The organism is Providencia sp. PROV236 (assembly GCF_033676985.1).
Classification (GTDB): Bacteria; Pseudomonadota; Gammaproteobacteria; order Enterobacterales; family Enterobacteriaceae; genus Providencia; species Providencia manganoxydans.
Genome location: NZ_CP096297.1, coordinates 4,191,616 through 4,216,356 on the forward strand (window position 1 = coordinate 4,191,616; position 24,741 = coordinate 4,216,356).

Sequence of the window (24,741 nt, forward strand, 5' to 3'; positions counted from 1 at the left end):
AAAATATTTAAAAAAAATGATTTTATATCCTTAATTAATGGTATTTCACTCAGTAAAATAATTGAATGAAATACCACTAAATCATGAGTTAGACATTCTCTAGCCGTGCATAAGATGCCACCAGCCACTTAATACCTTGCCCTTGGAAGGCTATCTGCAAACGACAATGTTCGCCACTTCCTTCCAAGTTTATAATTGTACCTTCACCAAATTTAGGATGAACGACACGTTGACCTAATGCATAACCTGAGTCATTCTGAGTGATTGGTGTACCAAGGCGCTGATGATTAACAGGACGTGAAACGGTTGCACGTAAACGGACTTCTTCCACACACTCTGTGGGTAGCTCAGCAATAAAACGAGATGGCCGGTGGTAAACTTCTTTGCCATATAAACGGCGGCTTTCAGCGTATGTGATCGTGAGTTTCTGCATCGCCCGCGTAATCCCCACATAAGCTAAGCGGCGCTCTTCTTCTAAACGACCACTTTCATCCATCGACATTTGGCTTGGGAACATGCCTTCTTCCATGCCAACAATAAATACGATTGGGAATTCCAGACCTTTTGCTGAGTGCAGTGTCATTAGCTGAACGGCATCTTGATGCACATCAGCCTGACCATCACCTGATTCCAAGGCCGCATGAGAAAGAAATGCCTGTAATGGCATTAAATCTTGATCTTCGTCTTGATAGCTAAAGTCACGCGTTGCGTTGACAAGCTCTTCCAAGTTTTCGATACGTGCCTGTGCTTTCTCACCTTTTTCTTGTTCATACATTGCGCGCAAACCAGAGTCATTAATTACCCTATCCGCTTGTACATGCAATGGCATTTCTTGCGTTTCTTTGGCTAAAGCATCAACTAGCTCTAAAAAGCGCTCAATCGCTGCTGCTGCACGTCCGCCCAGAACTTGCTCACGCAATAAGTATTCACAACTTTCCCATAGGGTCAGTTGCTGATCTCGGGCGGTTTGGCGCACGGTATCTAAGGTGCGATCGCCGATACCACGCGTTGGTGTGTTGACGACGCGCTCAAAAGAAGCATCATCATTACGGTTAGCAATGAGTCTTAAATACGATAAAGCATCTTTGATCTCTTGGCGTTCGAAGAAGCGTTGCCCGCCATAAATACGGTATGGCATCGCACTCTGAATAAGCGCTTCTTCCAATACCCGTGACTGTGCGTTACTACGATATAACATGGCACAATCTTGCAATGCACCACCATTTTCTTGCCACTGTTTAATACGGCTCACTACGTAGCGTGCTTCATCTAATTCATTGAAGGCACAGTAGAGAGAAATTGGCTCGCCATCGCCGCCTTCTGTCCATAAATTTTTACCTAACCGATCGCTGTTATTAGCAATCAAGGCGTTAGCCGCCTTCAAGATATTATTGGTTGAGCGATAATTTTGCTCAAGACGAATGGTTTCTGCTCCAGGGAAATCGTTTAAAAAGCGCTGAATATTTTCAACTTGTGCGCCACGCCAACCATAAATTGACTGATCATCATCACCAACGATCATCACTTTGCCTGTTTCACCAGCCAAAACGCGGATCCACGCATACTGAATACTGTTGGTATCCTGAAACTCATCCACTAAGATATTGGTAAAACGTTCGCGATAATGTTGTAAGACATGCGGTTTATTTAACCACAATTCATGAGCTCGTAAGAGTAATTCAGCAAAATCCACCAGCCCAGCACGATCACACGCTTCTTGATAGGCTTGATAGACCTTCAGCCATGTGCTTTCAACTGGATTACCATAGCTTTCAATATGTTGAGGACGTAACCCCTCATCTTTTTTACCGTTGATGTACCACATGCCTTGACGTGGAGGCCATTGCTTTTCATCGAGATTCATCGCTTTAAGCAAACGACGAATTAAGCGGTATTGGTCATCGCTATCTAAAATTTGAAAATCCTGTGGTAGCCCCGCATCTAAATAATGTTGACGTAATAAACGATGCGCCAGCCCGTGGAAAGTGCCAATCCACATGCCACCTTCGCTTGAACCAATCAATTGATTGATACGATGGCGCATTTCTGCCGCAGCTTTGTTGGTAAAGGTAACCGCCATGATAGAGAACGGCGATGCATGTTCAACGGCCATCAACCAAGCAATTCGGTGAACTAGCACACGTGTTTTTCCGCTCCCTGCACCTGCAAGAACCAAGAGATTAGTACGTGGAGCTGCAACCGCTTCACGCTGTTTATCATTAAGACCTTCGAGCAGATTAGAGACGTCCATAATTACCATCAAAGCAAGACAGTGGTGGTATATTTATACCACCACTGTGTTTATATACAGAAAAATGATTATACCAGTGACAATAAAGAAGCCAACCGACAAATTTCAACATGTGGCAATAAACGCACATCTTTTTCTTCCATCAATGTTCTATTGTCACTGTTGATCCAGCAAGCTTGCATACCGCTGCGAATAGCCCCTTCAACATCTGTCAGTAAATTATCACCAACATGAAGGATAGCGTGCGGCTCTAACTCTAACTTTTGTGCTGCCAACCGATACATGTCACAATAAGGTTTCGAACGACCATCGGGACCAGCCTTTAAGACAAATTGGAAATATTGTCCTAGCCCGCATGCATCTGGCTCTGCATTACCATTGGTGATCGCTACCAGCGGTAATTTTTCAGCTAGCTGCGTCAATATTTGGTGAGTTTCCAGAGGAACGTCGATTTGGTTTCGCCAATAAGTAAAATGCGCCATGATGTCATCAGCCCCTTTTTGAGCATCTTCACGGCTATAGCCATAATGGCAAAACATCATTTTCGATGATAACCAACGCCAGCGCGTTATATCATGGCAAATCTCAGGCTCTTGATCGGCAACAATATTACGGAATGTATATAAGTCATCATTGGTAAAATGATTAAATCGCAGATCATATTCGCGGACAAAACGTAATACCTCTTCTTCCGTTTTATCAATGACTGGATGGTTATCATATAAAGTATCATCCAAGTCAAAAGTCATCGCTTGGATCGGTGATAACGGTCGGTAAAAATGCATTAGGGTTTCTCCCTTTTTGCTCTGGGATGAGCTACATCATAAACGTTTGCCAGATGCTGAAAATCAAGGTGTGTATAGATTTGTGTTGTGGATAAATTTGCATGACCGAGTAGCTCTTGCACACCGCGTAAATTACCACTTGATTCAAGAATATGTGTTGCAAACGAGTGTCGCAACTTATGGGGGTTGATATGGCTATTCACCCCTTGTTTGATGCCCCACTGTTCAAAACGCTTTTGTACATTACGATTCGAAATACGTTTACCGCTTTGTGTAGAGATAAAGACTGCATCATCTTCTGGATCATACAGTTCACGCATTTCCAGCCAACGTTCTAGCCAGCGGACTGCGGTTTTGCCCATTGGGATCTTACGCTCTTTGCTACCTTTACCAATCACTCGCACTTCACCGGTAGCCAGATCCAAATGACGAACATCTAGACCTACCAGTTCAGATAAGCGCAACCCTGCACCATACATCACCTCAAGCATTGTGCGGTCACGAACGACCAACGGATCACCACTTTCCATATTCAGAAGCTGTGACACTTCATCGACATCCATATTCTTTGGTAGCCGTTTTTTAGCTTTGGGGGCATGTACAGACTTAACTGGATTAGCAGGGAGCTCCCCTTGTTGAACCATCCAATCGCAAAAACTACGCAAAGCAGATAAACGTAACGCCATACTTGCCGCCTGTAACCCTGCTCGACGGCTTTTGGCTGCAACATTACGCGCCTTCACCGTATCTAATTGCTGCCACTGCGCCATTTTCATGTCATTAAGCATCTCAACAACGGTAGTTAATTGGCGGCGATAATTAGTAATAGTGACAGGGCTTAGCCGACGCTCAACATGTAAATAGCGTAGAAAGGATTCGACTTGGATCATCAGCCCCTGTGGCTGAGCAGTTAGAGGCGTTCTATCCATCGACATAGTAACCTCGGCAAGATTTGTGCGACTTTCTCTAACATCACTGTGCCCATGCCTGACTGGTAATGGTCACGATCGCGGCTAGTAAAAATAACCATGCCTGACTCGCCATGATGCCCAAACAGAGAGACAGCGACTGAACCAACATTTAGCGCATCAGGTAACAAAAGTTGTATTTCTGGACCATTTAAACGGCCTAAGTAATTGGTTCTATCACCAAAACGTTGAATACGAATAGATTCGAATGCGCTGCGTGATACTACCAGTGCCTGTGCATCCAAAGGGGCAGAAAGCCGCCAGCATTCACTAAATAAACGCACTGAAGCCCCCGATAAGCCTAACCTTTTCGCCCAACGATTGAGCGCTGTGAGCATCCCATTAAGGCTTTCAGCCATCGACATTTCAATCACTAAGTATAAAAGCTCATCAAATAACTGGCCATTTTCATGTGCCTGTTCGACCATAAAACGTATATCTTGTTCCAGTTGTTTGATTTTTAAACGTTGGCGGTTCATTACCGCTTCAGGGAGCGAAATCGCCCCCTGTATAGCATGTGGGATCAAAAGGTGTTCAACGAGCGAAGCATTACGGATAAAAAAATCAGGTTGTTCCTGTAAGTACTGCACCACTTGGCGCTCATCTAATTGATGACAGCTTTCTGATGCAATTTTCGTTTTATCCATCATAACCTCTTAATAACTAAAGCTGTAAAACTCCATCATAGACATGGCTAGTTGGCCCAGTCATATACAACGGTGTACCCGGTCCTTCCCAACTGATATCGAGTGAGCCCCCCGGTAAATCAACTTTAACCCGACTTGCCAACACCCCTTGCTGAATACCAATCGCAACCGCGGCACAAGCGCCACTACCACATGCCTGCGTTTCACCGGCGCCACGTTCATAAACACGTAAACGGATGTGGTTCGCACTCACTACTTCCATAAAACCAACATTGACCCGCTCAGGGAAGCGCTCATGGCTTTCCAATACCGGCCCTAATATTTCGACTTCTGCGGTGTGCACACTTTCAACTTGGATCACACAGTGGGGATTTCCCATTGAAACAACACCACATAACACTGTACGTTCTAGCGCACGAATAATATAAGTTTTTTCCGCTTTAATGGCACGAAATGGCACTTTCTGTGGCTCAAATTCAGGTTCTCCCATGTTGACACACACGTCATCGTTATCATTCACAGTAAGAACCATACGGCCCGCTTGAGTACTCACTTTAATTTTTTGTTTATTGGTGAGCCCTTTAAGACGTACAAAACGAGCAAAACAACGAGCACCATTGCCACATTGAGCAACTTCGCTACCATCTGCATTAAAGATACGATAATGGAAATCTAAGTCGGGATCATAAGGCGCTTCAACCAATAACAATTGGTCGAAACCAACACCTGTATGCCTATCCGCGAGACGGCTGATTAATTCAGGCGAAAAATAGACGTTTTGTGTAACGCCATCTACCACCATAAAATCATTACCTAAGCCATGCATTTTAGAAAATTGCATATTCCGCTCCATCGCAGCAGCTTATTGGGGATTTGATACTGATGTAGGCGATTGTGCCGCCGTACTGTCCGCTGCTTTAGGCTCTACATCTGATGCTTTTGCAGGAGTCGCCTGTTCTTCAGGTGGAAAATAAAGAGGCCCTTTTAAACCGCAGCCTGAAAGTGACAATAAAATAATCAATGCAGATAGCCCAACTAAACTTTTTTTCATGATGTTTCGCCTGTAACACTAACTTTTGACGTCTGAATATAGCTAACAGATTAACAGGTGTGCTTGTGCAAATCACTATTGTTAATCAATTGAAATGCGATTTTCTTCCCTATCCACAATATGATAACCACCTGAAAACGGGTTGATTGACCCTTATCCACATTCGCCTCTATAATTTCTATACTCGTCATACTTCAAATTGCAGCGTTGTTGACTACGTTCACTTGTCGCCTAGCTGCACCTCGAATTATTTAGAGTATATGTAGCAAATTATTTGAGCAAATAGGAATTTAACCGTGAATGACAGTGAATTTCACCAACTTGCAGACACAATGATGGCATCCATTGAAGAGCATTTGGATAACTATGATGGCGACGCTGATATTGATTGCGAGACAAATGGCGGTGTAATGACGCTCAGTTTCGAAGATGGCAGTAAAATCATTATCAACAGACAAGAACCTTTCCATCAAATATGGCTAGCGACCAAGCAAGGTGGTTACCATTATGATTATAAAGATAATAATTGGGTCTGTGACCGTTCAGGAGGGCTATTTACGGACATGTTAGCGCAAGCCATCGCCTTTCAAAGCGGTGAACCGTTCACCTTTTAATTATTAATAGTAGTGCGCTTGATGTTGAGGTGATGGCTCAATCGATTTTACATCCACTAAGTCATCATCCTTTTCGATATCAAAAGGCCAAGTTCCCCCTGAAAAGGGTATCACTTGGTTTTTGCCTTGCTGGTTCACAATTTGGTAGAACTGAGGCAAGTTAAAGTTGATAAAATTAGCGCCATAAGTAAAGCGGTCATGAGACGATGAGTAAAAACGGCTAACATCACGCACCAGCTCTTCTTTTGAACCTTCGCAATGTGAATATATTTCAACGCGATTCGCTTCATCTAACACATAAATATTGAACCCTGTGTTATCCGCTGTATTTTCAAAGAAAAACTGTACGATTCCCTCACTTGCATAACCATCAACGACAGCAGGTAAGTGGTGCTCTTCTTTTGCATTCAGTTTCACAGGCCAGCCATGCAGTTTGTTATGAGAAATCGCCCCATAAAACTCAACCGCATTTTCTAATTTCTGTACCGAGACGTTTAAACGCTCAAAGAACAGACCCCATGTTTGCCCTGCAATGCGTAATGCCTTAAAGCGCCCAGGATCGTGACGATTACTGGATAAACGTAACTCAATACATTCGGAAACCAATTGTTGTACCCGAGTTCTGACTAAGCCACGTAAGTGCTCGCTATAACAAAATACTTCAACCGCATCGGGTGGCGCGGCGTCCTGATGCATCTTACCTAGAATGGTTTTTAATGCCTCCAACATGCATTGCTCGCCACTAAAATGCAGCGTTCTCACTTCATTCCATGAATTACGATACAAGAGATCGATACTGCCAATTAAGCAACGTTGGTCTTCACCAAAACTAAAGACGTCCAACTTTCTGAAGTCAAAATGGACAACTTGATCAGAATAGATTTGGGTTGGATCATTCTCTAAATTAACAATGATCGCCAAATGACGAATTTCACAAGGGCTATATAAGGCTTTTGGCGTTGGTGCAGGTAAACGGATCGGGAAGTGCCCTGATACATCATGCATCAACTCAAGCAATTTTTTCTCATCACATTGAGATTTGCCATGATGCATATACACTTGGGTATTTTCAGTTAACAGCCCATTAAAATATGCCCAAGCAACCAATTTGTTTAAGTAGCGATTATATTCTAACGGCTGATGACCAATAATCGTTTCGATATGCGGTGCTTGGTTATAAAGATACCAACCGCTACGATTAGCACGACCGGCTGGCACATAAATAAAGGTAAGATGTTGCTCGCTCAGATCCGGTGTTATTTGGGGATTCACTAAGGTTACTTTACCCGGTAAGGCCTCAAATGCAGCATATAACTTACGGGTCAACACCCCAATATCTTGTGGGCTAGCGCTGACACTTAAATTATTACGACGAGCAAAACGAATTAAATTACGATAACTTTGCATCATCGTATCGAGTAACTCATTATGCGCTTCACGAACTCGCTCAATCTTCCATTGGTTACGTGAATCCAGCATTGCTAAGCGTTCTGCTCCCCAGCCCCATGATTCTACTAATTGAGAAAGTACATCACGACGCCAACCCGAGCAGGTGTTTACATCATCATCTTCAGAGAGTTTTTCACAGACTTTAAGATAAAAACAGCGACGAATTAAATCTAGGCGGGTGGTATCATTGATTTCAATTAAATAACGGGTAACGCGCTCTAACATTAAACAATAGGAATCTAAACCGTAACAGACGATCTCACCTGCATGTAAATGGCGCTTAAATTCTAAAGCCAACAACTTACCTTTCGGATAATCCCATGAATAAGATTCGAGCAATAAGCTTTTCAAAACGGCTTTATACGGTGAGTCGACACTTTTATACAGTTGCCATAAACTCGCCCCGAAATATTCTGCTGCGGAGAGTTCGCCCAAGCCACCAAGGTCGAGCCACTCATTAGGTGTTAATACACCCTGAGCATAAAGTGCCATGACATATTCATCATAGTGTTGCTCTTCTTCAACTGGTACCATGGCCCACAGCAATCTTTTACCTGCCATACGTACCGCGGTACGGTAAAATTCATCAAGTAATAAGATGTGCTGCGTTGAACCGCAATCTTCGCCGCCAATATGACCACTGGCATGATGACGAAAACGATTTTCATCAATTAAAAAGACAGTGACATCAATGCCTAATGAAGCCGCCCACTGTTCTATTAGGGTGCACTTTTTCTGTAACAAGCGTTTTTCTTCATGATCCAGCCATGCAGGGTGGCAGACCCAAATATCAATATCTGAGCATTGGCTTTGCCCTACTGAGGAAGTACTTCCCATCGAGTAAATACCTGTAATAGGTAATTCACCATTCGCTTTATCTGCTTGTGAAAGATATTTTTCAAATTGAGATAACCAAACTTGCTGGTCATTATCAGGGGTAAAGAAACAAACGCCGTGAGGAACATTACCTTCTATATAACCAGGTATCATTGGGTGATGATAATGAAACAAGACAGGCAGCAGGCTATAAACCTTACAAAAGGTTTCACTCATTGACGCTGTTGCGCGATCTAACCGAAGTTGGTTTATCGCATCAAGTCTCTGTTTTAAAGTTTCAATATAGAGATACAAGGGATACGCCTGGCTTGAATGACTAAACGACACATCTGGGAAACCCCAGCACCCACTAGCAATAGATAGAGATATATTTAAATTTTTTTTCAAATGAATTGTTGGAAACGTGATCAATTTAACACCTTGGCGCAAAAGGGTAAAGTAGATCACATAATTTTCTCTGTGTATTTTTGATACAAATTAATTTTCAACATATTGTATAAAAAGACTTTTTATTTTTTATACCCTGAAAATATCCCTTGTTTATCAATGGAATAATAACAAATTACTTCCAGACTCAAAAAGGCGCTTATTGCACTCATTATAGACGTAATTCGCATTGCACCTAAGCTTGCACGCTTCACCATAAAACGGTCATAACATGATCTTTTTTCACTCACATAATAGCACGATTAGCTAAATTAATTTTAGCGACCTACTCTGTTTTTGATGATTTTATCTCTCATTCATTCCTCATAAAAAGATGCTATCTATCAATAATCGTCTCAATGATTAGCAAGCTTTAACGGTGTTAACTGGAAAACTAGGCGCTAAAATGTTAAAACTAGGAATAATTGTATGGTTAATCTATGGCATTGAATGCCTGAGAAAGCAGCGAAATGACAGCAACGAATATCGTCCGTATTGCGACACGTAAAAGCCCTTTAGCCATGTGGCAAGCTCACTTTGTCAAAGAAAAGCTAGAGCAACTCCATCCAGGTTTACAGGTTGAACTGGTGCCTATGGTGACTAAAGGCGATATCATTTTAGACACTCCGTTAGCAAAAGTCGGCGGTAAAGGCCTTTTCGTTAAAGAGCTCGAATTAGCATTACTTGAAAAACGTGCAGATATTGCGGTGCACTCAATGAAAGATGTCCCGGTTGAGTTCCCTGAAGGGCTTGGATTAGTCACCATTTGTGAACGTGAAGATCCCCGTGATGCATTTGTTTCAAACCACTTTGCTAACCTTGACGCACTCCCTGCTGGGAGTATCGTCGGGACTTCCAGTCTACGCCGTCAATGTCAAATCAGAGAGTTACGCCCTGATCTGATTATTCGTGATCTGCGTGGCAACGTTGGAACACGTCTTTCAAAATTAGATAACGGCGAATATGATGCCATCATATTGGCTGTTGCAGGTTTAAAGCGCTTAGGTTTAGAAGACAGAATTCGTACTGCTCTTACACCTGAACAATCACTACCTGCCGTTGGCCAAGGAGCAGTCGGTATTGAGTGCCGTTTAGATGACCAATACACTCGTAGCCTGTTGGAAAAACTCAATCACCAGAACACTTCAGTATGTGTTCTTGCTGAACGTGCGATGAATATGCGTCTTGAAGGGGGCTGCCAAGTTCCTATCGGTAGCTACGCGATTTGGCAAACAGATCAAATTTGGTTACGTGCTCTCGTCGGTGCCCCAGATGGTAGCCAAGTTGTTCGAGGAGAACGTTTAATTGCCCCTGAACAAGCAACGCAGGCAGGTATTTCACTTGCCGAAGAGCTGCTCGATAAAGGCGCTCGTGAAATTCTAGCCAAAGTGTATGCAGGAAATGCACCTGAATGAGAGTACTCATCACTCGGCCCGAGCCATCAGGCGCAGAACTGATCGCCGCCATTCATGCAAAAGGGGGCGAAGCCTTTGCTGCCCCCCTCATTGAAATTGGACCGGGGGCTGAGCTTGATGTATTAGGATCAAGGCTTCATCAGCTCGATGAAAATGATTTAGTGTTTCTTTTATCTAAAAATGCGGTCTGGTATGCAGATTTAACCCTTAAGCACACGGGACTCAACTGGTCAGATAAGTTATCCTATTATGGTATTGGCCGTTCAACTGGCCAATATTTTGAAGAAATCACAGGATCGACTATCCGTTGGCCTGAACATGGCGAAACGAGCGAAGCACTGCTCAGCCTTCCTGAATTACAGTTTCTTGAAGGTAAACGAGCCCTATTATTACGAGGCAATGGCGGAAGAGAGCTACTTGCTTCGACACTAAGGTCTCGCGGCGCACAAGTTGAGTATTGTGAATGTTATACCAGATACCCTGTGAAATACGATAAAGCAGAGTTTAATCAAAAATGGGTTAACGCCGACATTACCGATATTGTGATTAGTAGCGGTCAAATGTTAGCCTTACTTAATGAATTAATTGCTGAGAATACAAAAGAGTGGTGGTTTAAGCGCCGCTTATTGGTTGTCAGCGAACGGATTGCAGACCAAGCTCGCCAAGATGGCTGGCAAAAGGTCTGTGTGGCAAATAGCGCAGATAATAATGCTTTATTGGAAGCATTAATTTCAACCGACATGGGATGCTAATTATGACGGAACAAGATAAATCCACCGAGGCGGTTAATCATGAAACGGTAGCGGATACACCAAAAAACCGCCAAACAACGCCGTCTTCGGAAAAAAAACGTTCAGGTCTCATCGGTAGTGCTATCGCTATCGCTATTATCATCGCTATTGGTGGTGGTATCTATTACTTCACTCAACAAAGCAATGCTCAACTTGTTAATGAAAACAATGAATTGAAGCAACAGTTAAGTGATTTAGCTGAACAACAAAAAGCAGATAGGCAGCGTTTGGACTCATTGATTGCCTCACAGTCAGAAATTAAATCACGCGCTACTGAATATGAAGCTCAGCTTAATCGCCGTATGCAAGAGCTGCAAGCACATGTCAATGCCCTGTCCAGCTCTGATGTCAAAAATTGGTTATTAGCTCAAGCAGACTTCATGGTCAAAATGGCAGGTAGAAAACTGTGGAATGATCACGATCCTGTTACTGCGGCTGTTTTACTGAAAAGCGCAGATTCCAGCCTCGCTGAAATGAACGATCCAAGTCTACTCGACATTCGTAAAGCGATCGGTAATGACATCGCGAGCCTAGCAGCAATCAATCAAGTCGACTACGACGGTATTATTTTACGTTTAAATCAACTCAGTAATGAAGTCGACAATTTACGCCTAGATGATATCAATAGTGGTGACGCTAAGGTTGATGATGAGGAAGTTTCTAGTGATATCGCCGATTGGAAAGACAATTTAGCCCGCAGTTGGAAAAGTTTTACCAACGACTTTATTACAGTCCGTGCCCGTGATGGTTCAGAGGCTCCGCTACTCGCACCGAATCAAGATATCTACCTACGTGAAAATATTCGCTCACAGCTACTGATCGCCGCACAAGCAGTACCGCGCTATCAAGAAGAGACCTATAAACAATCTCTGGAGCAAGTTTCAACATGGGTTCGCGCCTATTTTGATGTGAATGCACCGGCCACCAAAGCCTTCTTAACCGAAGTTGACGAGCTGATAAACCAGCCAATTGATGCAGAAATGCCTGACGCGTTGGAAAGCCAACCGAAATTGGAAAAGGTGATGCAAGCACGGGTGCGTAACTTACTATCACAGTCTGATGAAAATACATCAATGCCTGTCGCTGAAGCACCCGCTCAAGCGACTGAAAATGAAACGCCGCCCGCCGAGCCTGAAGCTAAACCAGAAGCTCAACCCGCGGAAACAACAACCAATGAGCAGAAGGGGTAACTATGATTAAGATACTCATACTGTTTATCGTTCTCATTGCTGGCGTTATTTTAGGGCCACTATTAGCTGGACACCAAGGTTATGTTTTTATTCGTACAGATAATTACGACATTACCACGAGTGTGACTAGCCTAGTATTGTGCTTTATTTTACTGCAATTTGTTTTGCTGTTCCTTGGCTGGTGCTATCGCCGTTTTATGAGCACAACCTCAAGAACTAAAGGCTGGGTCAGTGGTCGTAAATACCACAAAGCACATTCACAAACACAAAAAGCCTTTCTCAAACTGGCTGAAGGTGACTTCGATCAGGTTGAAAAGCTGATGAGTAAACATGCTGACTTCTCCCAGCAACCTGTGATCAACTACCTGCTGGCTGCTGAAGCTGCGCAACAACGTGGCGATGAGCATCGTACCCATCAATACCTCAATAGAGCCGCAGAAGTTGCAGGAAGCGATCAACTTCCTGTTGATATCACTCGTGTTCGTATCCAATTAGCAGAAGATGAGGTGTATGCGGCACGCACAGGTATTGATAAGCTACTTGATCAAGCACCTAGACACCCTGAAGTTTTACGCCTTGCAGAACAAGCTTATCTACGCTCAGGTGCCTATCAAGCACTGATTGAGTTATTGCCTGTAATGGCCAAGGTGCAACTGCACAATGAAGATGAACTAGAAGCCTTAAAACTCAAAGCCTACAAAGGATTAATGAATCAATGTATCGCAGAGAATGGCAGTGATGGGTTAAAAAATTGGTGGAAGATGCAACCACGCAAAGTTCGCCATGAAACTGCTTTACAGTCTTTCTTAGCTGAACATCTGATTGAATGTGACGATATGGCAAGCGCCGAAAAAATCATTATTGATGGCTTGAAACAACAATATGATGAACGTCTACTGCTCTTGGCACCAAGACTACGTACTGATAAACCTGAATCACTAGAGAAGGTATTAAAACACCTGATTAAACAATCAGGTGCTACACCTCTATTAAACAGTACGATGGGGCAAATAGCGCTACAACATGCGCAATGGGAGTCTGCGGAAGCGTATTTTAAAGCGGCGCTGGCTCAACGTTTCGATGCCCATGATGCAGCTTGGTTAGCGGATGCATTAGACAAGCTTCATAAGGCAGAAGATGCTGCCAAAATCCGCCAAGAGGCGTTATTGCATTCGTTGAAGCAAGATCGCTCTTAACTCAACCAATAAAAATTGATTTTGTTATATTGAAAACTCCATTTTAATCGTGGAGTTTTTTTTCGCTTATCATTTATCGTTATCAATACGACTAAATGACTCACTTTTTGAATTATAAAAAATAACAATTACTGCCATTAATAATTCAAAAAAAGAATAATTAACTCAATAATGATTTTACCTGTTTATTTTTAATAACAATACTTTGTTGTCTAGCTTCAAACAAAACCGCTCTAACTCTGTAATATAATATTCACATAGTGTATAAATAATAATATATGCATTAACTAGGATCAGGATTTCTATATGAATGTAATTAAAACTATTTGGCGTTGGATAATTTCCACACCAAATCGCCTGCAAGTATTTTTCGATCTGCTACTGTTGATTTGCTCTCCCTTTGTTTTTATCAGCATTATAGGTTTTGACACTGTTGACCTAAATAAAGACGTTTTCATCATTACATTCATTATTCTTTGCTACGCCTACATCACTCGTTGGTTCAGCAAATGGTTTTGTAGTAGAAACCGTTAATGAATAGGAAACCTCTTCATGCACTATTGAAGAGGTTTGATTAAAGAGTTAAATATTGCGAGCTGTCGCTAAGAGCATACAAAAGTATGTGACTGGCGCGAATGATTAGTCACCATACCTTAACGAAAAGCGCTGCAACTTGAAGTATGACGAGTATACAGACGAAAAAAAACACCTGCCAATACTAGCAGGTGTGTAAATATACAATCAGGTCTACAGACAGATGGTGCCTCACTCAACGTTACGTCCATGGGTTGATGAGAAGAGGATTAGCTCTTGTTCATCTAAATTGGACAATAGGCACCAGTAATCGGCTTGCGTCATTCCTTGGTTTATGAAGCATTGCTATCATAAGAAGTGGAATGAGCATCTACACAATAAATAATGCAGGATGCGTGCCAACTTTTTTAAAAGTACTATTCCGCTTTATCTACCCACAGTTACTCTGAAAATACACGTCTCTCGCGCTGTTCACATCGTTTTTTACCACCACATCTTTGCTATATGTGAGATGATTTCTGATCACCCTAATTTTCTTTAGCAAAGCTGTCTCAATTAAGAGACATCAAAAATAACTTAAAAAATTATTCTTATAAATCATACAGTAAAATGTCTCCATTTAGAGACACCAATATAGTAATTTGTATCTATTTTACGACACAAACCAATCACTTCGCCAAATTATAAATAAAAACAAGTAATTAATAGCTTCTCATTATAAATTGAGTATCCCTAAAGCCGCCTTCCCCTCCCCCTTAGGATCATCATTTATCACCACCCGATAAGGCAGGTTATGCAGGTTGGGTTAGTTAATTTGATTTGATTTGATTTGATTTGATTATTGTAAAAGGGTTTTAACTGAAGAAACAACACTGGCTATACTCTAAACAAGTCGAGTTGTAGCTAGGCGGCAAGGCGAAGATATCTCGATGAGCATACATAAGTATGTGATTTGGGTAGCAGAGGCAGCCACCATACTTAATGAAAAGTGCTACGGATCGAAGTGTGATGAGCAAAGCGGGGATAGCAAAAAGCCCGTCTGTTAAGACGGGCTTCTTTAAATTTGGTCGGCGAGAGAGGATTCGAACCTCCGACCCACTGGTCCCAAACCAGTTGCGCTACCAAGCTGCGCTACTCGCCGAAATTGTCACTACTTTACTCTTACTGACTGCATCTTTTCGTGGTGCGAAAGGGGGGACTTGAACCCCCACGTCCTGAGGACACTAACACCTGAAGCTAGCGCGTCTACCAATTCCGCCACCCTCGCAATGTCACAAAAAAATGGGGTGGCTAATGGGACTCGAACCCACGACAACTGGAATCACAATCCAGGGCTCTACCAACTGAGCTATAGCCACCATAACTTCACTTTATTCAAAGTGTTGCTATCATACTACATACAACTTTGTTTTGCCAACCGTAGCAGCACGCTAATTAAATGGCGCGCCCGACAGGATTCGAACCTGAGACCTCTGCCTCCGGAGGGCAGCGCTCTATCCAGCTGAGCTACGGGCGCTTAACGCCGTTGCGGGTGTGGATAGTACGGATTTAATCACTCTCTGTCTAGTCCTTTTTTAAATAAAAATATCGATTGCTTGCCTTTTGTTCATTTCGTCGATAAAGAGAGCATATTTCCTCTCTTTATCACGAAAATGTTAAATAACTAACCTTATTTAGCGTGGTTTATACTTTGACTTCCACCACGGTTAATAGCGCGGATCAGAAAATAAAGTGCAGAAACCGCCAATAAAAATATCGCACCGACAATCAAAGATAAACGCGTATCGGGGTTAATTGCCATCCCGATAATCACACAAGCTAAAAACAGCAAAGTCGCATAATTCACCCAAGGAAATAGGATTGATTTGAATGGGTGCTCAGCAAGCTTGTCTTTGTTCTGCTGACGAAAACGTAATTGACTCGTCAAAATCACGATCCAAGGCACCATACCGGGTAACACGCTAGCGCTATAGACATAAACAAACACTTTCTCAGGATTCGGGATAAGATAATTCAGACTCGAACCTGCCAATAGACAGAGAATAGTAAAGCCAACACAGCGTGCAGGAACGCCACTACGCGTCAGTTTTAATAATGATTGAGGCAACTGCTTATTATGTGCTAAAGCGTATAGCATGCGCCCTCCGCTATACATTCCGCTATTACAGCCCGACAGTGCAGCAGTCAATACCACAAAGTTAATCACCGCAGCCGCAGAGACAATACCGACTTTTGCAAAGGTCAGTACAAATGGGCTACCTTGTTGACCCACTTCCGTCCACGGAAACAACGTCACCACAATAAAAATTGCCCCGACGTAGAAAATCAATATTCGCCATAAAATATTATTAATGGCTTTTTTTAATGTCACCTGTGGATTTTTCGCCTCGCCAGCTGTGATACCGACTAGCTCAACACCTTGATAGGATGCAACGACGATACACAAAGCAAATAAAAAGCCCTTCCAGCCACCAGCGAAGAAACCACCGTGCTCGGTGAGATTTCCAAGGCCAATCGGTTCAAAGTTATTACCGATACCAAAGAAAATCAGGCTCAATCCAATCAAAATCATCACCACAATCGTGGTGACTTTGATCATCGCAAACCAAAACTCAAGTTCGCCATATAGCCTTACCGCAGCAAGATTCGCTAAAGCGACAGAAGCCACTGCTATCAAAGCAAATACCCATTGTGGCACATCAGGGAACCAATATTCTGCATAGACGCCGATGGCAGTGATCTCCGAAATCCCCACGGCAACCCACATAAACCAATAGCCCCATGCGGTTAAGCAGCCCCAAAAAGGACTTAAATATTTATAGCCAAACGAAGCAAAGGAGCCTGTAACCGGCTCAACATAAAGCATTTCGCCCATTGAGCGCATAATAAAAAATACAAAGATCCCAGCAATAATATAAGCCAATAAAACCGACGGCCCTGCCCATTTTAATGTACTCGCTGAGCCCATAAATAGACCAACGCCAATCGTTCCACCAAGAGCGATCAGCTCAATATGACGAGCCTCTAGCCCACGCTGAAGTCCTTGTTTAGAACTCTCCATAAATTCCCCTGTCGTTACTTTAAAAATCAATTATGACTTATATATACTCCAAATAATTCGAGTTGCAGTTAGGCGACAAGTGAAGATAGTCGGGGAGCATAGATAAACTATGTGACTCGGCTAGCTGAACGTAGTCAACAACACTGCAACTTGAAAGATTTCGGGTATATTTGTAGTAATAAGCATGATAACCATTCATATAATGACTATTATACTAGTCGAAAAAAATGCCATAAGCCTGAGTTTGAGCCAAAAGCACATATCTTGCATATAATTTTGAAGGATTATAGAAATAATTGAGGTAGGAGGCCAGAAATGAAGAGGTTTTATTGTCACGGCGTTGCAAAATACAGACGCCGTGACATATCACGATAAAAATTACAGTTTGCCGCTATAGTAGTAGCCTAAAAACTTAAGTAGTTTGAATTGCCTTTTAATACGAGTAGGCTGCGATAACAAACGATACAACCATTCTAAGCCTAAATTTTGCCAAACTTTCGGCGCACGTTTCACGTGGCCTGTAAAGACATCATAAGTACCGCCAACGCCCATATACAGCGCATCAGGGTGTACTTTACGGCAATCACGCATCAAAATCTCTTGCTTTGGTGAACCCATCGCAACTGTAACAATTTTAGCACCGCTCTCACGAATACGTTCAAACAGTGCCTCACGATCTTCCGCTGTGAAATAACCGTTTTGTGAACCAACAATATTCACATTCCATTGGGCACGTAGCTTGTTCTCGGTTTGTTCGAGAATTTCAGGCTTACCACCCACTAAAAAGACGGGGGTGCCCTCTTTCCCTGCCCGTTCCATGAGTGCTTCCCACAAATCGGCTCCTGCAACACGCGAAACTTGTGCTTGTGGGTATTTACGGCGGATCGCGCGCACAATACTGATACCATCTGCATAGAGGTACTCGGCTTGTCCAAGTAATGTATTTAATGCCTCGTCATTTTCTGCGGTCATCACTTTTTCTGCATTAATTGCCACAAGTGTGCCAGACTGGGTTTCGCCATCAGCAAACAGATGATCCAAAAAATGCGCCATATCTCTGAAGCCCCAGATTTGGTGACCTCTGATGCTATATTGTGGAATAGATTGCTGTTCCATAAAACTCCTCTAGCGGTCGTCGCGATGTTGGTTTTTTAAATAAAAAACGGCTCTATCACGAATAAGCCCCGCACTTTCAAATAACCAGTACAGTAATTTCGCCAAAATCAAACAAAACCCAAAAATTAGGCAGAAAAAGACGACACGTGACACGAAAGAATCCACCCCTTCGCGGGCTAGCACTATCATGTTAAAAATGGCGCCAAAGCAGAATGCTTGCATGATCGCTGCTTTATAACGATTTGATTCTTTTAAACTCATACCATAGATCCAATCGAACCATTTGATAATCAAACCGACAACGATGGCACCAAGCGGGATAAATATCACGCCTCCCATGACCACTAATGAGCCAATTAAGGTAGGTGATATCGCTAAACCTGAATGGTTGTTAAGCACTTCCCATGTGAAGTAATTAGCTGAGTTTAAGACCGTATCCGGTCTATCAGGCCACAACCACGATGGGATAAAGACATAGAAATCACGCGCAATCGGCGCCAGTCCTTGGAACTCTATCTTATCGTAGTTGCTTAACAGTAACGCAAGGTTCTCCCACGGTGAAAAGGTATCGCGAGTCAAATACAAGAACGTATAGAATGCTTCTGCCCCACTCACGTCTAATCCATAGCGTTTAAGCGCGAGCCAGAACATCCCGACAATGCTTGCAACCCCCGCCGCAGCCAACATCCATAATGTGATCCAGCCTCTGACGATACCAATAAACAAAAAGAGTGCGAATGCAATAATAATATTTGCTCGTGTACCACCGACGATAACATAGGTTAGAAAACCAAAAGCGACCGTACTCACCAGGAATAAAATCCAGCGCTTTTGCGTTGGTCGTAAAAAGTAAACGATCAGCATCGCAGGGATGAAAAAATAGAAAAAGCGTTTTAACGCCACCCCTGAAACTTGGCTGGAAAATATTTGGCTGTAAGTTTTTAGCTTAAATAGCAAAAAACCATTTTGCAGGAAGAAGATCCCAACAGTCACCACAGCCACCGCAATCAGCAATAAACAAGTGAGGTTAGTTTCTACTTTATTCATGGTAAATAGCGGACGCTTTGCCACAGTAGGCGCTTTGGTTAGCCGTGTTTTGTACGTAACATAATAAATGGCGTAAAAACTGGTTGCCGCGAGTTGGGCATATAGCAAGTATTCCGCAGGTACAATGGCCACATCAAATTGAAAGACCAGTGCACAAGTCAGCGGGAAACCAAAGTAAAACGTTAGTAAATACAGTAATGAAAAAAAGATATTAAAATTGAAACGTACGCGTCGGAACTCTTTATACAGCAACGTTCCCATAAAAATAATGGAGATCAGATAAACAAGCGATAAGCCTCCCAACTCGGCTAAGGTCATGCTTGATCCTCCGCAACGGCTAAGATTGCATGCCAGCCATCAGTAAAATTCGGTGCGAAGAAATCAATGTGCTGCTTATCTAATAGCGCCATTTGGCGTTGTGCTTCTTCAACCAAACCCACAGAGAGTTCATCACCATAGAAGAACACCGGAACATTTTGCGCAGTCAGATCCTGCCAAAATGTATTTTGGCGGCTGATAACAAAAGGAATACCGAACTGGATCAGCAAACACACTGTTCCCACGCCCTGCTGACGATTAAAAATAAAATAACCGAGATCACAGGTTTTCAGTAAATTCAGATAATCACTAAATTCCATGCGTTCTTTCAGGATGTTGACTTGACCCGATGTAAACAGTGATTGCGCAGTTTGTTCAACCTGCTGGATGTACGTTTGGTTATTAGCTGGGTAGCCCATAGGCACAATCACGTTAACCTGTTCACCAAACTGCTGTTTAATCGCCCCCAGCGCCTCTATGTGGCGATTTGAACGGTCACCTGAGTTACCCAGTAAGATAGTTAAACTCTCGCCCTGACGCACTGGAGGCGTATTAACGGTCAAGCTTGGATCCATACGTGTAGGAAAATACAGGACTGATGCAGGGACTCGTGGGTTTGATTGCTGGAAATAGCACAAATCCCCCCGTGTCGCGCAAACATGTCCCACTTTCTTTTGTGCCAATCGGCGTAAGATATAAAACAATTTAAATTTTAGGGAAGTGGAGTCTTCATACAGATCTGCCCCCCAAATGTGCCACCAAAATTGATGTGACTTAATTTTACCAAATAGCAGCGCCAACCAAATAGGCGCATTAAATTGCCCATGGAAGAAAAAACGCTCCCGACGGTCAGCCGTTGCACGACGGATCACGGCATCAGCAATCAATTTTTTACTTTCGAAGACCTCAATATCCAACTGTGGATAGGCATCCGCCAACTGTGTATCAAGGCTAACCACCATAAAATGCGGCTTTGGTGACTCTGCATTTTCTTTGCAGATCACATTATTAAAGAATGTCAGCACCGTTTGATTATGGTGGGGGAGGTCAGATCCCAGTACATGTATTAAGGTTGTCATACTCGCCTACGGTAGATCAAAAATACACAACAACAGAGGAGAAAATACACGATATAGGTCGCCATATAAGCCTGCGTTGCCCCTACAGCACCGTGTGCAGGTATCAGCCAATGGGAAAAGCCCATCAAGAGGATAAACTGACTCACCTCAGTCAAAATATAAAAACGTAAAGCTGCCTTTGCAATGACCAAATAGCCAAAGACATAGGCTCCAACTTTCAAAACATCACCCACTAATTGCCATGCAAACAAATCACGCATGCCATAAAATTTATCGGAAAACAGTAACCAAATCGCAAAATCACGCAGTAACCACACCATAAAGCTGGCGACAGCAACGGCGGGCAAGACAAATTTTAAGGTTTTAATGATCTCTGCTGAGATTTCATGTTTATGTTGTAGCCGAGACAACGTAGGTAGCAAATACACAGAAAATGTTGCCGTAATAAATTGCAGATAAGCATCAGAAATGGTGCTCACCCCTGTCCATAGGCCTACATCATCCCAACTGTATTTTGCAGCTAATAGATTTCGCATCATGATGTATGCGACAGGTAACGTCACCGACGTAATTAACGCCATGACGGTAAACTTACCTAAATTTGTCGCGATCGCTTTATCCCAAGCGGGTTTTAACATGGATAATGCAAATCGCTTACGGCGTACAATCATCAAAGCCGCTGGTAGCACGACAAGTGCCGGTACCAATGCTAATCCTGCTAAGGCGCCATCATAGCCACCTATGGTATAGCATAAATAATAAGCAACAACGCCAATTATACTACCGAAAATAATAGACTGAGCATTGCCAGACGCGTCTCGATAGCCTTTTAAGATTGCTAAAAAGTAATTGGCATACGCAATCCCCATCTGAATGAAAGCCACCGCTTGGATAACTCGCTGGTAATCTTTACTGTCAAACAGTCCTTCACTAATCGAGCCACTAAATAGTAAGAAAATCAACGCGAGTAGTGTCGAAAATGCTAGGATCAGAGTGGATGACGTTCCTAATACGGCGCGTAGCTTTTCAGGATTTTCATGGTGTTCAGCAACATATTTAGTGACTCCATTAAAAATCCCTGCCCCTGATAGCACACCAAGAACAGTGATGAGCTGGCGAAAGTTTCCCGCCAACCCGACACCACTAGGGCCAAAAGAGACCGCTAATAGTTTTACAATCAGTAGGCCCGCCCCAATTTTTATCAGGGTAGACCCAGCTGTCCAAATAGAAGCTCTTGCTAATGACATTAGGCAAAAAACGCTTTAATCGTATCAATAACGGTTTGCTGTTCTTCATCAGTCATATTGTAGAACATCGGCAAACGGACTAAACGGTCACTTTCACTAGTCGTGTAGCGATCTTCACCGTCAAAACGACCGAACTCTTCACCCGCAGGGCTAGTGTGCAGTGCAACATAGTGGAACACTGTCAAAATACCGTGGGATTTCATGTAGTCATTAAACTCAGTGCGTTGTTCGACATCTTTTAACTTAATGTAGAACATGTGTGCATTGTGTTTTAAACCTTCCGGCACGATAGGCAATGCAAGTTTACCCGCTTGCGCTAAAGGCGTTAATGCATCGTAATAGCGCTGCCACAATAGCAAACGGCGTTCATTAATTTTTTCCGCTTCTTCTAGCTGCGCCCATAGATAAGCGGCTTGTAGGTCAGACATCAAATAACTTGAACCAATGTCACGCCATGTGTACTTATCAACTTGGCCACGGAAGAATTGACTGCGATTGGTGCCTTTTTCACGGATCACTTCAGCACGATTAATCAGTGACTTATCATTGACCAATGTTGCGCCACCTTCACCACCTGAAGAGTAGTTTTTGGTTTCGTGAAAACTGTATGCACCAATATGACCAATCGTTCCCAAAGCTCGGCCTTTATAGGTGGACATTACCCCTTGTGCCGCATCTTCAATGACAAACAGATTATGCTTTTCAGCAATTGCCATAATCGTGTCCATTTCACAAGCGACGCCTGCGTAATGAACCGGGACAATCGCACGAGTGCGCTCTGTGATCGCCGCTTCGATTTTTGTTTCATCAATGTTCATGGTATCAGGACGGATATCCACAAATACAATGGTCGCGCCTCTGAGCACAAACGCATTGGATGTTGAAACAAAGGTAAAGCTAGGCATGATCACTTCATCGCCTGGCTTAATGTTAATGAGGATCGCCGCCATTTCTAATGATGCGGTACAAGAAGGCGTTAATTGGACTTTAGGGCAATCAAAGCGCTTTTCCATCCACTCTTCACAGCGTTTGGTAAAACCACCATCACCACACAGCTTGCCGCTATCCATGGCTTGCTTCATATACGCTAATTCAGTTCCTACAACGGGTGGCTTATTAAATGGAATCATGTTGTCCCCTATATAACCAATACGCAGTGCTAGCAACCGCAGCACCGCTACGTGAATAAAGATTCAATGCAGCAATATTGCTGATTTGCGTGGCAACATTTAGCTGTCTTTTTTGGTGTTGCTTACACCATACCCACGCTGCTGACATCAATTTACGGCCAATCCCTCGCCCGTTCGCTCCAGGCATCACAGCCAGAAGGCCAATACGTGCAGTGTCATCATCAAGGTGCCTTAAACTCACAAAGCCTAAAATCGCCCCTGATGCCTCTTTAACTAACAAACATGTGTGGTCAAAAGTGCCTAAAACCGCTTTTTCTATCCATAATGCATAAAAACGCCCACTGTCACCGTTACAGTACCAAGGGGCACGAAAACGGCTTTGACTAAACACCTGTTCAGCCGCCTGACGCAATGCAGGGATTTCATCGGCAACAGCAATATCGACTCGCTCTGTTACCAATAAGCCACTGTTCAAATAAGCATTTTCTGTGCCAATAGTCAGAGCAAAATCCACTTCACCTTCAACTAAGGAAAAACCAAGTTGAGATAACCCATCAAGTCGTTCAATATCACCCGCTGAGATTTTTGCCTGAGTAATAGCATAGTCATCTAATTGACTTTCAAGGATAATCTCAGTTTGTTGTGCTGTGAAGTCCAACTTGGCAGTAGAACGTCCGAAAAAATCAGACTCCCATTGCAGGTGATCAATATTGGCGCGGACGGACACGAAGTAAATCCTCTAAATACTGGCCATAACCTGTTTTACTGAGTTGCTTCGCTGACTTCTGGACCTGTTCATCGGTCAACCAGCCATTACGCCATGCAATCTCTTCTAAACAAGCAACCTTAAAACCTTGGCGTTTTTCAACGGTTTGAACAAAAGTGCCGGCTTCAATCAAGCTATCGTGAGTCCCTGTATCCAACCAAGCAAAACCACGACCTAACAGCTCAACATTCAATTCACCACGCTCTAAATACATTTGATTGATTGAGGTGATTTCGAGTTCGCCACGTTCTGATGGTTTAACTTGCTTGGCAAATTCAACCACTTGATTGTCATAGAAATACAGACCTGTTACCGCCCAATTTGATAGCGGTTTCTTTGGTTTTTCTTCGATGGACAGTACTTTAAAGTCATCGTCAAACTCAACCACACCAAAACGCTCAGGATCCATCACTTGATAGCCAAACACAGTGGCGCCTTTGGTTCTCGCTGCAACCGATTTCAGTTTCGGGCTAAATGAATGACCGAAAAAGATATTATCGCCCAATACTAAGCAACACGCGTCATTACCGATAAATTCTTCACCAATAATAAAGGCTTGTGCGAGGCCATCAGGAGAAGCTTGTTCTGCGTAGTTCAATTCAATACCAAACTCATGACCATCACCTAACAACCGCTTAAACATAGGTAAATCATCAGGTGTAGAAATGATTAAAATTTCGCGGATACCCGCAAGCATGAGTACTGATAGCGGATAATAGATCATCGGCTTATCATAGATGGGTAACAACTGCTTCGAGATACCTCGTGTAATCGGATGCAAACGCGTTCCCGACCCACCAGCAAGTATTATACCTTTCATGAT

At 43.0% G+C, this 24,741-nt stretch carries 20 protein-coding genes and 4 tRNA genes; 5 read left to right on the forward strand and 19 right to left on the reverse strand.

The window, feature by feature from the left end; translation table 11 throughout:
* Positions 1-88: 88 nt before the first annotated feature.
* The 6 genes from uvrD to M1E96_RS19475 all read right to left on the reverse strand — a co-directional run bounded on the left by uvrD (position 89) and on the right by M1E96_RS19475 (position 5,702).
* A complete protein-coding gene (gene uvrD / locus M1E96_RS19450) occupies positions 89-2,251 on the reverse strand; it encodes a DNA helicase II (protein ID WP_140182105.1) in 2,163 nt (720 codons plus the stop codon).
* 68 nt (positions 2,252-2,319) lie between these two features.
* Complete coding sequence (gene yigB, locus M1E96_RS19455) at positions 2,320-3,036, reverse strand: 5-amino-6-(5-phospho-D-ribitylamino)uracil phosphatase YigB (RefSeq protein WP_140182107.1); 717 nt, start codon at positions 3,034-3,036, stop codon at positions 2,320-2,322.
* The gene (gene xerC / locus M1E96_RS19460) at positions 3,036-3,965 is read right to left on the reverse strand and encodes a tyrosine recombinase XerC (RefSeq protein WP_319068999.1); all 930 of its coding nucleotides are present in this window, start codon (positions 3,963-3,965) and stop codon (positions 3,036-3,038) included. The genes yigB and xerC overlap by 1 nt, the downstream gene beginning before the upstream one ends.
* Entirely contained in the window at positions 3,947-4,651 is a 705-nt protein-coding gene (locus M1E96_RS19465) for a DUF484 domain-containing protein (protein ID WP_070927840.1), read from the reverse strand. The genes xerC and M1E96_RS19465 overlap by 19 nt, the downstream gene beginning before the upstream one ends.
* A gap of 16 nt (positions 4,652-4,667) precedes the next feature.
* The gene (gene dapF, locus M1E96_RS19470) at positions 4,668-5,492 is read right to left on the reverse strand and encodes a diaminopimelate epimerase (protein ID WP_070927841.1); all 825 of its coding nucleotides are present in this window, start codon (positions 5,490-5,492) and stop codon (positions 4,668-4,670) included.
* Between the two features lie 21 nt (positions 5,493-5,513).
* A complete protein-coding gene (locus tag M1E96_RS19475) occupies positions 5,514-5,702 on the reverse strand; it encodes a lipoprotein (RefSeq protein ID WP_070927843.1) in 189 nt (62 codons plus the stop codon).
* A gap of 296 nt (positions 5,703-5,998) precedes the next feature.
* Here M1E96_RS19475 and cyaY point away from each other — a divergent pair, with 296 nt between their 5' ends.
* Positions 5,999-6,316, forward strand: a complete 318-nt coding sequence (gene cyaY, locus M1E96_RS19480; RefSeq protein WP_070927845.1) for an iron donor protein CyaY — start codon at positions 5,999-6,001, stop codon at positions 6,314-6,316.
* A 3-nt stretch (positions 6,317-6,319) separates the two neighbouring features.
* On the opposite strand, the gene M1E96_RS19485 is transcribed toward cyaY, so the two are convergent.
* Positions 6,320-8,896, reverse strand: a complete 2,577-nt coding sequence (locus M1E96_RS19485) for a class I adenylate cyclase (RefSeq protein ID WP_319068997.1) — start codon at positions 8,894-8,896, stop codon at positions 6,320-6,322.
* Positions 8,897-9,498: 602 nt separating this feature from the next.
* Here M1E96_RS19485 and hemC point away from each other — a divergent pair.
* Genes hemC through hemY form a run of 4 tightly spaced genes read left to right on the forward strand, consistent with a single transcriptional unit; the run spans position 9,499 to position 13,620 of the window.
* Positions 9,499-10,443: a hydroxymethylbilane synthase gene (hemC, locus tag M1E96_RS19490; protein WP_319068995.1), complete on the forward strand. Its 945-nt coding sequence runs from the start codon at positions 9,499-9,501 to the stop codon at positions 10,441-10,443.
* Positions 10,440-11,195, forward strand: coding sequence for a uroporphyrinogen-III synthase (locus M1E96_RS19495; RefSeq protein ID WP_319068992.1), 756 nt, complete (start codon positions 10,440-10,442; stop codon positions 11,193-11,195). Before hemC ends, M1E96_RS19495 begins: the two co-directional genes overlap by 4 nt.
* Before the next feature lie 2 nt (positions 11,196-11,197).
* A complete protein-coding gene (hemX, locus tag M1E96_RS19500; protein ID WP_369427291.1) occupies positions 11,198-12,424 on the forward strand; it encodes a uroporphyrinogen-III C-methyltransferase in 1,227 nt (408 codons plus the stop codon).
* A 2-nt stretch (positions 12,425-12,426) separates the two neighbouring features.
* Positions 12,427-13,620, forward strand: a complete 1,194-nt coding sequence (hemY, locus tag M1E96_RS19505; RefSeq protein ID WP_319068987.1) for a protoheme IX biogenesis protein HemY — start codon at positions 12,427-12,429, stop codon at positions 13,618-13,620.
* Positions 13,621-15,218: 1,598 nt separating this feature from the next.
* Here hemY and M1E96_RS19510 read toward each other — a convergent pair.
* The 12 genes from M1E96_RS19510 to rfbA all read right to left on the reverse strand — a co-directional run bounded on the left by M1E96_RS19510 (position 15,219) and on the right by rfbA (position 24,738).
* Positions 15,219-15,295, reverse strand: a tRNA-Pro gene (locus M1E96_RS19510).
* 40 nt (positions 15,296-15,335) lie between these two features.
* A tRNA-Leu gene (locus M1E96_RS19515) sits at positions 15,336-15,421 on the reverse strand.
* A gap of 15 nt (positions 15,422-15,436) precedes the next feature.
* Positions 15,437-15,512, reverse strand: a tRNA-His gene (locus tag M1E96_RS19520).
* Positions 15,513-15,593: 81 nt separating this feature from the next.
* Positions 15,594-15,670: transfer RNA gene (locus M1E96_RS19525), tRNA-Arg, on the reverse strand.
* Positions 15,671-15,823: 153 nt separating this feature from the next.
* A complete protein-coding gene (locus M1E96_RS19530; protein WP_319068986.1) occupies positions 15,824-17,215 on the reverse strand; it encodes an amino acid permease in 1,392 nt (463 codons plus the stop codon).
* Positions 17,216-17,593: 378 nt separating this feature from the next.
* The gene (gene wecG, locus M1E96_RS19535; protein WP_319068984.1) at positions 17,594-18,331 is read right to left on the reverse strand and encodes a lipopolysaccharide N-acetylmannosaminouronosyltransferase; all 738 of its coding nucleotides are present in this window, start codon (positions 18,329-18,331) and stop codon (positions 17,594-17,596) included.
* Between the two features lie 9 nt (positions 18,332-18,340).
* The gene (gene wzyE / locus M1E96_RS19540; RefSeq protein WP_319068982.1) at positions 18,341-19,696 is read right to left on the reverse strand and encodes an ECA oligosaccharide polymerase; all 1,356 of its coding nucleotides are present in this window, start codon (positions 19,694-19,696) and stop codon (positions 18,341-18,343) included.
* A complete protein-coding gene (locus M1E96_RS19545) occupies positions 19,693-20,775 on the reverse strand; it encodes a TDP-N-acetylfucosamine:lipid II N-acetylfucosaminyltransferase (protein ID WP_319068981.1) in 1,083 nt (360 codons plus the stop codon). Before M1E96_RS19545 ends, wzyE begins: the two co-directional genes overlap by 4 nt.
* On the reverse strand, positions 20,772-22,022 hold the full coding sequence (gene wzxE, locus M1E96_RS19550) for a lipid III flippase WzxE (RefSeq protein ID WP_369427292.1): 1,251 nt from the start codon (positions 22,020-22,022) through the stop codon (positions 20,772-20,774). The genes M1E96_RS19545 and wzxE overlap by 4 nt, the downstream gene beginning before the upstream one ends.
* Entirely contained in the window at positions 22,022-23,152 is a 1,131-nt protein-coding gene (gene rffA / locus M1E96_RS19555; RefSeq protein WP_140182127.1) for a dTDP-4-amino-4,6-dideoxygalactose transaminase, read from the reverse strand. Before rffA ends, wzxE begins: the two co-directional genes overlap by 1 nt.
* The gene (gene rffC, locus M1E96_RS19560) at positions 23,139-23,879 is read right to left on the reverse strand and encodes a dTDP-4-amino-4,6-dideoxy-D-galactose acyltransferase (RefSeq protein ID WP_319068977.1); all 741 of its coding nucleotides are present in this window, start codon (positions 23,877-23,879) and stop codon (positions 23,139-23,141) included. Before rffC ends, rffA begins: the two co-directional genes overlap by 14 nt.
* On the reverse strand, positions 23,857-24,738 hold the full coding sequence (gene rfbA / locus M1E96_RS19565) for a glucose-1-phosphate thymidylyltransferase RfbA (RefSeq protein WP_070928568.1): 882 nt from the start codon (positions 24,736-24,738) through the stop codon (positions 23,857-23,859). Before rfbA ends, rffC begins: the two co-directional genes overlap by 23 nt.
* Positions 24,739-24,741: the final 3 nt, after the last annotated feature.

Excerpts from the sequence above, each read along its gene's own strand:
- uvrD (WP_140182105.1), bottom strand. The coding sequence starts at position 2,251 with ATGGACGTCTCTAATCTGCTCGAAGGTCTTAATGATAAACAGCGTGAA.
- wzxE (WP_369427292.1), bottom strand. The coding sequence starts at position 22,022 with ATGTCATTAGCAAGAGCTTCTATTTGGACAGCTGGGTCTACCCTGATA.
- hemY (WP_319068987.1), top strand. The coding sequence starts at position 12,427 with ATGATTAAGATACTCATACTGTTTATCGTTCTCATTGCTGGCGTTATT.
- rfbA (WP_070928568.1), bottom strand. The coding sequence starts at position 24,738 with ATGAAAGGTATAATACTTGCTGGTGGGTCGGGAACGCGTTTGCATCCG.
- M1E96_RS19495 (WP_319068992.1), top strand. The coding sequence starts at position 10,440 with ATGAGAGTACTCATCACTCGGCCCGAGCCATCAGGCGCAGAACTGATC.
- M1E96_RS19475 (WP_070927843.1), bottom strand. The coding sequence starts at position 5,702 with ATGAAAAAAAGTTTAGTTGGGCTATCTGCATTGATTATTTTATTGTCA.
- hemC (WP_319068995.1), top strand. The coding sequence starts at position 9,499 with ATGACAGCAACGAATATCGTCCGTATTGCGACACGTAAAAGCCCTTTA.
- M1E96_RS19545 (WP_319068981.1), bottom strand. The coding sequence starts at position 20,775 with ATGACAACCTTAATACATGTACTGGGATCTGACCTCCCCCACCATAAT.
- wecG (WP_319068984.1), bottom strand. The coding sequence starts at position 18,331 with ATGGAACAGCAATCTATTCCACAATATAGCATCAGAGGTCACCAAATC.
- rffA (WP_140182127.1), bottom strand. The coding sequence starts at position 23,152 with ATGATTCCATTTAATAAGCCACCCGTTGTAGGAACTGAATTAGCGTAT.
- M1E96_RS19465 (WP_070927840.1), bottom strand. The coding sequence starts at position 4,651 with ATGGATAAAACGAAAATTGCATCAGAAAGCTGTCATCAATTAGATGAG.
- hemX (WP_369427291.1), top strand. The coding sequence starts at position 11,198 with ATGACGGAACAAGATAAATCCACCGAGGCGGTTAATCATGAAACGGTA.
- yigB (WP_140182107.1), bottom strand. The coding sequence starts at position 3,036 with ATGCATTTTTACCGACCGTTATCACCGATCCAAGCGATGACTTTTGAC.
- wzyE (WP_319068982.1), bottom strand. The coding sequence starts at position 19,696 with ATGACCTTAGCCGAGTTGGGAGGCTTATCGCTTGTTTATCTGATCTCC.
- M1E96_RS19530 (WP_319068986.1), bottom strand. The coding sequence starts at position 17,215 with ATGGAGAGTTCTAAACAAGGACTTCAGCGTGGGCTAGAGGCTCGTCAT.
- xerC (WP_319068999.1), bottom strand. The coding sequence starts at position 3,965 with ATGGATAGAACGCCTCTAACTGCTCAGCCACAGGGGCTGATGATCCAA.
- dapF (WP_070927841.1), bottom strand. The coding sequence starts at position 5,492 with ATGCAATTTTCTAAAATGCATGGCTTAGGTAATGATTTTATGGTGGTA.